Origin of the sequence: Klebsiella oxytoca NBRC 105695, from assembly GCF_001598695.1 — a bacterium.
In the GTDB taxonomy this organism is placed as follows: domain Bacteria; phylum Pseudomonadota; class Gammaproteobacteria; order Enterobacterales; family Enterobacteriaceae; genus Klebsiella; species Klebsiella oxytoca.
The window spans coordinates 1-10945 of sequence record NZ_BCZK01000016.1; the positions used below are offsets into that span (position 1 = coordinate 1).

12 protein-coding genes are annotated in these 10945 nt (G+C 55.4%); 7 read left to right on the plus strand and 5 right to left on the minus strand.

Annotation, left to right across the window (positions count from 1 at the left end; genetic code table 11):
• Positions 1-191, minus strand: a 191-nt coding sequence (locus KO1_RS28620) for a hypothetical protein (RefSeq protein ID WP_064407109.1), incomplete at its 3' end; no start/stop codon positions are given.
• A 150-nt stretch (positions 192-341) separates the two neighbouring features.
• A complete protein-coding gene (locus tag KO1_RS22325; protein ID WP_004117316.1) occupies positions 342-929 on the minus strand; it encodes an NAD(P)H-dependent oxidoreductase in 588 nt (195 codons plus the stop codon).
• Positions 930-1044: 115 nt separating this feature from the next.
• Between KO1_RS22325 and KO1_RS22330 the strand changes: the two genes are divergently transcribed.
• On the plus strand, positions 1045-1665 hold the full coding sequence (locus KO1_RS22330; protein WP_064407111.1) for a TetR/AcrR family transcriptional regulator: 621 nt from the start codon (positions 1045-1047) through the stop codon (positions 1663-1665).
• A gap of 68 nt (positions 1666-1733) precedes the next feature.
• On the opposite strand, the gene KO1_RS22335 is transcribed toward KO1_RS22330, so the two are convergent.
• Positions 1734-2516 carry a DsbA family protein gene (locus tag KO1_RS22335; protein ID WP_004109379.1) on the minus strand — a complete coding sequence of 261 codons (783 nt, stop codon included), beginning with the start codon at positions 2514-2516 and terminating at the stop codon, positions 1734-1736.
• A gap of 223 nt (positions 2517-2739) precedes the next feature.
• Between KO1_RS22335 and KO1_RS22340 the strand changes: the two genes are divergently transcribed.
• From KO1_RS22340 to cbpM, 3 genes are all read left to right on the plus strand, one after another.
• The gene (locus KO1_RS22340; RefSeq protein WP_004109381.1) at positions 2740-3423 is read left to right on the plus strand and encodes a TerC family protein; all 684 of its coding nucleotides are present in this window, start codon (positions 2740-2742) and stop codon (positions 3421-3423) included.
• Between the two features lie 149 nt (positions 3424-3572).
• Positions 3573-4490 (plus strand): curved DNA-binding protein, encoded by a 918-nt coding sequence (cbpA, locus tag KO1_RS22345; protein WP_004109383.1) that lies wholly within the window; start codon positions 3573-3575, stop codon positions 4488-4490.
• Positions 4490-4795, plus strand: a complete 306-nt coding sequence (gene cbpM, locus KO1_RS22350) for a chaperone modulator CbpM (protein ID WP_004109388.1) — start codon at positions 4490-4492, stop codon at positions 4793-4795. The genes cbpA and cbpM overlap by 1 nt, the downstream gene beginning before the upstream one ends.
• Positions 4796-5085: 290 nt before the next feature.
• On the opposite strand, the gene KO1_RS22355 is transcribed toward cbpM, so the two are convergent.
• Positions 5086-6432, minus strand: coding sequence for an alpha-glucosidase/alpha-galactosidase (locus KO1_RS22355; protein WP_024273608.1), 1347 nt, complete (start codon positions 6430-6432; stop codon positions 5086-5088).
• A 238-nt stretch (positions 6433-6670) separates the two neighbouring features.
• Here KO1_RS22355 and melR point away from each other — a divergent pair, with 238 nt between their 5' ends.
• Entirely contained in the window at positions 6671-7612 is a 942-nt protein-coding gene (melR, locus tag KO1_RS22360) for a transcriptional regulator MelR (RefSeq protein WP_004117308.1), read from the plus strand.
• 51 nt (positions 7613-7663) lie between these two features.
• Here melR and proP read toward each other — a convergent pair whose 3' ends face one another.
• Positions 7664-9166, minus strand: a complete 1503-nt coding sequence (gene proP, locus KO1_RS22365; protein ID WP_004109391.1) for a glycine betaine/L-proline transporter ProP — start codon at positions 9164-9166, stop codon at positions 7664-7666.
• A 539-nt stretch (positions 9167-9705) separates the two neighbouring features.
• Here proP and KO1_RS22370 point away from each other — a divergent pair.
• Both KO1_RS22370 and yjdN read left to right on the plus strand, forming a co-directional pair.
• Entirely contained in the window at positions 9706-10041 is a 336-nt protein-coding gene (locus KO1_RS22370; protein ID WP_004109392.1) for a zinc ribbon domain-containing protein YjdM, read from the plus strand.
• A 170-nt stretch (positions 10042-10211) separates the two neighbouring features.
• The gene (gene yjdN / locus KO1_RS22375; RefSeq protein WP_016808411.1) at positions 10212-10646 is read left to right on the plus strand and encodes a VOC family metalloprotein YjdN; all 435 of its coding nucleotides are present in this window, start codon (positions 10212-10214) and stop codon (positions 10644-10646) included.
• The last annotated feature ends 299 nt before the right edge of the window (positions 10647-10945 follow it).

The window sequence follows — 10945 nt, forward strand, 5'->3', positions numbered from 1 at the left end:
TTTTGCTTTCCGCGAGCGGACTCTCCATCGAACTCCGTTCGATTATTCGCCGCACGGCGGCTCACCCCTTCGGGGCCAGCGCGACAAGCGCGCTGTTCAACGCCTCTGGCGTTAGTCCGAGTCCGGGCACCACTATTCAGAGAACCCAGCCTATGGCTGGGTTTTTGCTTTTCCGCGAGCGGACTCTCCATCGAACTCCGTTCGATTATTCGCCGCACGGCGGCTCACCCCTTCGGGGCCAGCGCGACAAGCGCGCTGTTCAACGCCTGCGGCGTTAGTCCGAGTCCGGGCACCACTATTCAGAGAACCCAGCCTATGGCTGGGTTTTTGCTTTTATGCTTTCAGTTAAATATCGTCTTCCCTAGCTGATACCCCGCCTCAAGATGCGCTTTCGCCGTTTCCAGCTCCGGTAACAGCAGCAGCTGCGAACTGGCCACCGTCGCCCCGCAGTAATCAAAAATGCCGTGGGCGATCTGCGCATGAAAAGCAGCGGTAAACCCATGCTTATCATACGTTTTCTGATTGGCTGCGCCTAACGCAACCAGGTGCACTCGCAGGCGCCCGAGCTTCTTCACCACCTCGCCCCCGGCGGTTTCCTCATAGGCCCAGCCGTTGGCAAACACGCGGTCGATCCAGCCCTTCAGCAGCGCAGGCATCGACCACCAGTAAACGGGAAAGACCAGCACCAGTGCGTCGGCTCGATCGAGTCTGGCCTGCTCAGCAACCACATCGGGCGGCGTGGCGCCGGTTTGCAGAAATGCGGCGATATCCGGCTCAGTAAACACCGGGTTAAAGCCTTCCTGCGTTAAATCTGCTATTTCAGCAGTGTGCTGCTGGCCGGATTCGGCAATCCCTTGCGCAATAGCCGTCGCTACGCTGTGAGTCAGAGAAGTATTAAGAGGATGAGAAACCACGATTAATGCATGCATGACAGATACCCCAGTTGCGCGATAACGATATTGGACGTAGTCTAATATACTAACAGTAACCTACTCATGGTAACTTACCTTTGGTATATTAGCATGTCAACGGGAGAATCCTTTTATGTCTCAACCCCTCGTACGGCAGCGTTTAACGCGAGAAGAGCGGCGCACGCAGCTGATGGACGTCGCCTGGCATATTATTCGCGAGGAAGGAACCGACGCCCTGACGCTGGGCTATCTGGCGACCCAGGCGGGGGTGACTAAACCGGTGGTTTACGATCATTTTGACAGCCGTTCGGGACTTTTCGCGGCGCTGTATGCGGAATACGACCAGCGCCAGAGCGTAAAGATGGATGAAATTCTGCGCAACATCGAACCCAGGGCGGAGACACTGGCTTCGGCGATCGCTAATGCCTACATTGAGTGCGTCCTGCTCCAGGGCCGCGAAATGCCCAGCGTGATGGCCGCGCTGGCCGGGACGCCTGAGCTGGAGAAGATCAAGCAGGAGTGCATAACCGCATTTACCGCGAAATGCCGGCAATATTTTTCGCCGCTTTGCGAGAGTGAAAACCTCAGCGAAGCAGCCATTCTCGCCATGCTTGGATCCGCCGACGGGCTATCGGCTGCGGTAGTAAACGGCGTCATCACGGAGCAGCAGGCGAAAGATGAGCTATTTCAGGTGATTATGTCGATGCTGCAGCGCTGCTGCCGTGGCGAAGAAGCGCTACCGGGTAGCGGCTAGCGCTTTATATGGCCGACAAAACTTATCAGATCATCTAATGATGAGTTTTCCGTGGGCGGCTTTAATTATCAGCCGCCCGCTTTCTTAATCGCCGCATCCAGCGAGGCTTTATCCGCCAGCCCAGGGAATACGGTGATCGTCGCCTCCGTGGCGCCGGTCGTCGGCATTACGATAACGCCGGGCGTACCGCTTAAACCGATCTCCTGCGCCAGCTGGTTGGTACTTTCCAGTACCGACTCAACGTCCGCCGCTTTCTTCGCATCGAAATTGACCTTCTTCGCCTGCTGCTGCACGTCAGCGGCGGTTAGCTTGCCTTCGTTATGCCCGGTGGAATAGATGCCGTTATGGTAGGTCAAATAGGCCTCTGCGCCCTTCTGCTGATAAATCTGCAGCCCGGTTTTCGCCGCCTCCAGCGAGGTTTCCCAACGGCTGCCAAAAATTGGCCACTCTTTGAAAGCAAAGCGGGTCTGCGGGTTCTCTTTAATAACCTGCTCCATGACCGGAGCCAGACGGCTGCAGTAAACGCATTGATAATCAAAGAATTCAATAACGGTCACTTTGCCCTCTTTCGGGCCATAGGTTGGGGTGTTTTTATCCTGCGTCAGCGCAGCCGCGTTCTTCAGTACCGCCTGCGTCGCGGCGCTGGCCTGCTGCTGTTCCTGAATTTGCTGCAGCTTCTGGCTGGCCTGTAGCAGCACTTCCGGATGCGCGACTAAATAGTCCGCGGCAATTTTGCCGATACGGGCTTCCTGTTCGGGCGTGAAGGTGGGTGCATCAGCGGCAGTTGCCATCACCGGAAGCAGGGCGGCGCCAATAAAGGCGAGTGTCAGTAAATTCTTATGGCCGGGCATGTGGGTAGTCCTTGCGATGGGTGAACGGCAGGTGTGTCTTTACGAACAAAATATCATCCTTTGCCTGCGAATCATCCCCGGACGAGGCAATGATTAGTAACTATATTTTTCAATAACTCAATGCGCCCTCGCGATTTAGCGGGTGGTCAACGCGCGTGAACGGGAGTACGCTTCGCCCCCTGCTTTTCCCCCCAGGGCCTCTTTTTAGTTAGATGAGTTAGGTATGAATGAGTTTTTCAGTCAGTGGGACGTAGCGGTTATCCTGCTGCAAATTATCGCTATCGACTTGTTATTAGGCGGCGACAACGCGGTGGTGATCGCGATGGCCTGCCGTAAGCTGCCGCCGCATCAGCGGACCAAAGCGATTATTATCGGCACCTTTGGTGCGATAGCGGCGCGCGTGCTGCTCCTGGCCGTGGCTATTTATTTGCTCTCATTGCCGTGGTTGAAAGTGGTTGGCGCTCTGATGCTGTTGTGGATCGGTATCAAGCTGGTCACCAATCAGGAAGAAGAGAATGAAATCAGCAGCTCCAGCAGCCTGTGGCGTACTGCGGTCACCATTACCGTTGCCGATGTCATTATGTCGCTGGACAACGTACTGGCCGTCGCCGCCGCCGGAAAAGGCCATCTGCTGCTGGTCGCGCTGGGGGTGCTGATCAGCATCCCGATTATTGTCGCGGGCAGTAAACTGGTGTTGGCGATCCTTAACCGCTTCCCGTCGGTGGTGATGCTGGGCGGCGCGCTTATCGGCTGGATAGCCGGCTCAATGATGGTGAGCGATGTCACCATCGTTCATCTGTTCCCCAACGCGCCAGCCGCCCTTCCGTTGATCGGCGGCGCCATTGGCGCTGCCCTGGTGCTGCTGGAAGGGCTGCGCAGGAACCGCAGCAGGCCTTCTGCCGAATAGGGTTAGCCACGTTCTGTCGCCGTCGATCCCGACGGCGTCAAGTTTGCGCCACTTTTCCGCCACATCCGTCCTCATTTGCCCTACGCTTAATAAAGACACCTGTTCCAGGGATCTGTAACCGTAATATTGCGCATAAATGAGATAACATCATGGAATTAAAGGATTATTATGCCATTTTAGGGGTTCAGCCAACGGACGATCTGAAAACCATCAAGACCGCCTATCGCCGTCTGGCACGCAAATATCACCCCGATGTCAGTAAAGAAAACGATGCCGAAGCCAGGTTCAAAGATCTCGCCGAAGCCTGGGAAGTGCTTAAAGATGACCAGCGCCGCGCTGAATACGACCAACTGTGGCAGCACCGCAACGATCCGCACTTTGGCCGTCAGCAGCACTCCCACGAGCAGAGCTACAGCCAGCAGGACTTTGACGACATTTTCTCCTCCATGTTTGGCCAGCAGGCGCATCATAGCCGCCGCCAGCAGGGCGTGCGCGGCCATGATTTAGAGATAGAAGTCGCGGTTTTCCTTGAAGAGACTTTAGCCGAGCAGACGCGCACTATCAGCTATAAGCTGCCGGTTTATAACGTCTTTGGCATGGTTGAAAGCGAAACGCCGAAAACTCTGAACGTAAAAATTCCCGCAGGCGTCGTCGACGGCCAGCGCATCCGCCTGAAAGGCCAGGGCACCCCCGGCGAGAATGGCGGCCCGAACGGCGACCTGTGGCTGGTGATACATATCGCCCCGCATCCGCTGTTTGATATCGTCGGACATAACCTTGAAATTGTCCTGCCGCTGGCGCCATGGGAAGCGGCATTAGGCACCAAAGTCACTATCCCGACGCTCAAAGAGAGCATTCTGTTGACCATCCCGCCGGGCAGCCAGGCCGGACAGCGCCTGCGCGTCAAGGGCAAAGGGCTGGCCAGCAAAACCACCACTGGCGATCTGTACGCCGTGATTAAAATCGTTATGCCGCCAAAACCGGATGAGAAGAGCCGCGAGCTCTGGCAGCAGCTGGCCGATGCGCAATCCAGCTTCGAGCCGCGTAAGACATGGGGGAAAGCCTGATGGCTAAGATAACAGTGACGTTTACGATTACCGAATTTTGTCTCCACACCGGCCTTTCCGAGGAGGAGCTGAACGAAATTGTCGGCCTCGGCATGATCGAGCCGCGCCAGCCGCAGCGGGAAAAGTGGCTGTTTGACGATAGTGCGGTGACAATTGTTCACCGCGCCGTACGCTTACGCAAAGAGCTGGAGCTGGACTGGCCGGGGATCGCCGTCGCCTTGACGCTGCTTGACGAGAACGCGCGCCTGAGCCGTGAAAATCAAATTCTGCAGCAGCGGCTGGCGCGCTTTCTGACGCATGGTTAAATCCCATCCGCAGACGGTGGTAAATCCGTAGTCCGGTTAAGCGCAGCGCCACCGGGAAGATAATCTGAAGCGACATTGCGCGCTGTTCCCCGGAGGCGGCGCTTGACGCGCCTTGTCCGGGCTACGTGTACGCTGATGGCGGTAAACCCGTAGCCCGGTCATACACAGCGCCATCGGGAAAGACGGCGGTAAACCCGTAGCCCGGCTAAGCGCAGCGCGAGCCGGGAGAAAAACGCAAAGCCACCTCCAGGCCGGATAAGGCGCTAGCCGTCATCCGGCACAATACCTGATTAGCCATGCACCCACGCCGGCAGCCAGTCGCCGTGGCTGTTGATCAGATCGTCCACCAGCGCATAGATCTCCTCAATGCCCAGCACCGCCGCCGTATGCGGGTCCATCATCGTCGCATAGTAGATATAGTCGCGATTTTCCGTGAGTATCGCCTCCGTCAGCAGGGTCTGAACGTTGATATTGGTTTGCATCATTGCCGCCAGATGGGCAGGCAGCTTGCCCGCTTTGGTCGGTTGAATGCCGTTAGCGTCCACCAGACAGGCCACCTCCACGCAGCAGCCCTGCGGCAGGTTATCGATAAGATTATCGTTACGCACGTTGCCGTAGATCACGCTCGGCTCGCCTGTCCAGATGGCGTTCATAATGGTGCTGGCGTACTCGCGCGAGGGTTTGACCTCAATGCGCTCGCTGGTTTTATACCGCTCCAGCTCTTTGTGCCAGTTCGCCACCTGCTCTACGCAGCGTTTCGGATACTCATCCAGCGGCACCTGATAGCGCGCAATCAGATCCTCACGCCCCGGCTTGATAAACCAGGGAGTGTATTCCGCGAAGTGCTCGGACGACTCCGTGACAAAATAGCCCAGCTTTTTAAACATCTCATAGCGGACGATGTTCTGGCAGCGCGAATCTTCGCGATGCTTCGGCGCGCGTCCTTCGGCAAATGCCTGCAGCATCTCCGGGTAAATACTGACATAGCTGCCGTCGCTGAGCTTTTTCTCCAGCGACAGGTAAAAGGCCATATGATTGATACCGGCGCAGCGGTAGCGTAAATCCGCCGGGTCGAGATCCAGATCGTGGGCCAGCTCCTCCGCCGTCCCCTGCACCGAATGACACAGTCCGACCTGCTTAATATGCGGATAGCGGGCGTACATCGCCCAGGTATTCATCGCCATCGGATTGACGTAGTTAAGCATAGTGGCATTCGGGCAAACTTCGGTCATATCGTCGCAGATGCGCCACAGGTGCGGAATGGTGCGCAGCGCGCGCATAATTCCGCCCGGGCCAAGCGTATCGGCAATAGTTTGCTCCACGCCATGCAGCTTACAGACTTCAAAATCGGTGACCGTACAGGGCTGATAGCCGCCAATCTGGAAGGCCACCACCACAAAATCCGCGTCCTGCAGCGCCGCTTTCTGGTCGCGATGGCAGCTGATTTCCCCCTCCGCGCCCAGAGAATCCATCAGTTTGCGCACCACAATATGCGACTCCTCCAGGCGAGTCGCATCGATATCCATCAGGGCGATATGCGCGGACTTTAGCGCCGGGCGCTGAAACACATCGCCGAGTATATTTTTGACGAATACCGTCGAACCGGCGCCGATAAAGGTAATTTTGGGGGCAGACATAGGGTGCTCTCCGTAGGGTTAGTGAACGGTAACAGAGTGGCATGCCGGACTACCGGCGGGCTGCCCTCTTCCCGCCGGAGCATTCCCGAAAACTCAGATCGGCTACCGGCAAGCATGAAAACTGATTTTTCGGGAATAAATGGGCGAAAAAGAAGAGAAAACGGGCCTTTAATTCGACTAAGATAAGCGCTGACTGGCGTCAAAAATCGGCAAGAATGATGATTCAGGAATCCACATCATGATCGATAAACCCCGCGCAGCGCATCCCGCCGACGCGTATATGAGCAGCAGCGACGATCGACTGCCCCGCAGCCCGCTGGCGCTCTACTCTGAATACCAGCGGATGGATATCGAGCTGCGTACTCCTTATGCCATGACCGCCAGCCACTGGCACGGTCAGGTGGAGGTGAACGTCCCCTTCGACGGCGATGTCGAGTATCTGATCAACGATGAAGCGGTACGTATCGAGCAGGGCTATATCACCCTGTTCTGGGCCTGTACGCCCCATCGCCTTACCCGACCAGGGGCCTGCAGGCAGATGGCTATCTTCAACCTGCCGATGCATCTGTTTTTATCCTGGCCGCTGGATCGGGAGCTTATTAACCACGTCACCCACGGTATGGTGGTGAAATCGCTGGCTGCCCAGCAGCTCAGCGTATTTGAAGTCCAGCGCTGGCAGCAGGAGCTGAACAGCGATAATGAGCAAATCCGCCAGTTAGCGATCGATGAAATCGCTTTGATGCTCAAGCGCCTGAGCCTCTCCGGCTGGCAGCCGATTCTGGTGAACAAGACTTCACGCACGCATAAGAACAGCGTTTCGCGCCACGCCCAGTTTTACGTCAGCCAGATGCTGGAATATATTGCCATCCACTACGATCGGGCGCTCACCGTCAACGATGTCGCCGAGCATGTGAAGCTGAATGCCAACTACGCGATGGGGATTTTTCAGCGGGTGATGCAGCAAACCATGAAGCAGTACATTACCGCGATGCGCATTAATCACGTTCGGGCGCTGCTCAGCGACACCGATAAGACCATCCTCGATATCGCCCTGACCGCCGGTTTCGGCTCCAGCAGCCGCTTTTACAGCACTTTTAATAAATATGTCGGCATGCCGCCGCAGCAGTATCGCAGGCTGAGCCAGCAGCGTCGCCATAATCTGGCGCCCGCCGGGGCATAAAAAAATGCCGCCGGGGAAGCCCACGGCGGCATTGATTAACAGCAAAACGGTTTAGTCGTTGATGCGCGGATGCTGCTGCACCAGACGAGAGCGTTTTTCCTGCAGATCGGCGATCTCCTGATCGATATCTTCGATTTTATGCTCGATGTTATCGTAGTGCTCGCCGAGAATTTCTTTCGCTTCCTGAATATCCGAAGCCGCTGGCGTCGCCCCTTTCAGCGGACGATTGGCGGTCTCTTTCATCGACAGGCCGGTAATCAGACCGATAACTGCAATTACCATCAGATAGTAAGCCGGCATCATCAGGTTCTGCGTGCTTTCTACCAGCCACGCCGCCAGGGTTGGCGTCAGACCGGCAATCAGCACCGAGATGTTGAAGGCGCTGGCCAGGGCGCTAAAACGAATGTGGGTCGGGAACATCGCCGGCAGCGACGAAGCCATCACTCCGATAAAGCAGTTCAGCACAACCGCCAGCACCAGCAGACCGGCGAAAATCAGGCCGAGAACGTTACTGTTAATCATGATGAATGCCGGAATCGACAGCGCGAACAGCGCCACGCTACCAATCAGAATGAACGGGCGACGGCCAAAACGGTCGCTGAGCATACCGATAACCGGCTGAACGAACAGCATCCCGACCATGATGGCGATGATGATCAGCACCCCGTGGTCTTCTGAATAGTGCAGGTTATGCGACAGGTAGCTCGGCATGTAGGTCAGCAGCATGTAGTAGGTCACGTTGGTGGAAATCACCAGACCGATACAGGTCAGCAGGCTACGCCAGTGTTTAGTGGCGATCTCTTTAAAGGAGACTTTCGGCCCGTCCTGCAGGCCCTCGCGGTCGCCCTGCTCCATTTTATCAACGTGCTGCTGGAACGCCGGCGTCTCTTCCAGCGCATGGCGCAGATAAAGACCAATAATGCCTAACGGCAGCGCGAGGAAGAACGGAATACGCCAGCCCCAGTCGAGGAAGTTCTCTTCGCCTACCATGCTGGAAATGAGTACCACCACGCCCGCGCCCATCACGAAGCCCGCTATCGAACCGAAGTCCAGCCAGCTGCCCATAAAGCCGCGTTTACGGTCAGGCGAGTATTCCGCCACAAAGATCGATGCCCCGGTATATTCTCCGCCCACCGAGAATCCCTGCGCCATTTTACACAGCAGCAGCAGAATCGGCGCCCAGATACCAATGGTGGCATACGACGGAATAAGACCGATACAGAATGTACTTATCGACATAATGACGATGGTTATCGCCAGAATTTTTTGTCGACCATATTTATCGCCCAGCATCCCGAAGAACAGGCCGCCTAGTGGACGAATTAAGAAGGGAACCGAGAAAGTACCGAGCGCGGCAATCATCTGCACGCTGGGGTTGGCATCGGGGAAAAAGACCTTACCAAGAGCATACGCAACAAAACCATATACCCCAAAATCGAACCACTCCATCGCGTTACCCAGCGAGGCTGCGGTAATCGCTTTCTTCAGTTTGCTATCATCAATGATGGTCACATCCCGAAGCGTGATGGGTTTTACTTTTTTCCTTTTAAGCATAATTATCCTCTTTTGCTCTCGCCTTGAGCGCACGAATCTCCGCCGAATGACAAGGTCATTCGCGTCATGCGTTGGGAGCGGCGAATTGCTGTGCTCCACATTTCAAGCGTAGCAGGTTTGCCTGCACTGTCTGCTGACAGTCCGTACAACCGAACCTGTTGACGCCTGCTCTGGCCATAATGAATATGCGGGGCCGCTAATAAGTGTAGTGAATTTGCGTTCTCGCCTTTTTACCCTAACAGCGTTTAAATTTGGGATCAACTTCACAAAAATTTACCTACCCTTAAACAGAGTCGGCCAAAACCAATAAGTTCAATGAATATTGGAACTTAGCGATACATTTCCGGAAATATCTGGCGGTTTTTATGGAAATAACCCCGTCGCTCTTCACGGGGTATATTCATTTTCTTCCCTGCAGTAACTCATAAAAAAGGCCCGACAAAAGTGCGGGATTGCGCTATAATCACTTACACTTTCGGCTATCAGCCGCCATTTAATGGACCAACGTCCTGTTTTACCCAGTAATCGCGAGGAACGTCATGCAACTGCCACACTGCCCGAAATGCCATTCTGAATACACTTATGAAGATGGCGGCATGTTTATCTGCCCGGAATGCGCCCATGAATGGAACAATGCCGAGCCTGCGGATGATAACGACGCGCTGGTGGTCAAAGATGCCAACGGTAATTTACTCACCGACGGCGACAGCGTCACCGTCGTAAAAGATCTCAAGGTTAAAGGCAGCTCTTCAATGCTAAAAATCGGTACTAAAGTGAAGAATATCCGCCTGGTTGAAGGCGATCATAATATTGACTGTAAAATTGATGGTTTTGGCCCGATGAAGCTAAAATCCGAATTTGTTAAAAAGAACTGATTTTATTCCCCCGGCGCCTGTCGTCGGGGGGAAATATATTTTCCCGTACCGTTTTGCGAATTGTCCGATCGTCTTCCGCCTCTTCTTGCGTCTTCCTTCGCTGCCGCCTGGCTTAATTCTGCAATCCCCTTCTACGCTTAATGGAATATTCGTTACCTGAGGTGATGCTTATGCCCCTGAGTCCCTATATCGCTTTTAGCGGCAACTGCGCGGCCGCCATCGCGTTCTACCAGCAGGCGCTGGGCGCTGAACTTCTCCATAAAATCACCTGGGGCGAAATGCCGCGGGATATTCATGACGCAGAGGATGGCTGCCCCTCCGGCCAGCATCTGGCCGCCGACGGCATCGCCCACGCCAGTCTGCGCATCGCCGACAGCATCCTGATGCTCAGCGACAGCCCCTCCAGTAAAATGGAGCGCTACGCCGGGTTTACTATCGTGCTTGATCCGCAAGATGTTATCGAGGGTAAACGCTGGTTTGACGGCCTCGCCGACGGCGGGCAGATAGAGATGGTCTGGCAGGAGACATTCTGGGCGCACGGCTTCGGTAAAGTGATCGACCGCTTTGGCGTCCCGTGGATGGTCAACGTGGTGAAAGAACCTTAACGCTGCACTTTTCCCCTCCCCCTAACCCTCTCCCTCGAAAGGGAGAGGGTACCCGGCGGTGCAGTTTGTTACCCCTGCGCCGCTCTGCAGCCCCCACGCACAGCTGACTCCGCACCCGGATTTTTCCTCTCCCTTCAGTAGAGGGCCTCTGTGCGTTCATTCCCTCTTACCTGTCATCCCTTCGGCATTAACTCTTCATCCCCCGGTCATCAGGAGTTAACCGAAACGTAACAAAAAACCGTCAGGATTGGCTCACGCTCAGAGGAAAACTCCTTCTTGTCCTTAGTGAGGCTCGATTG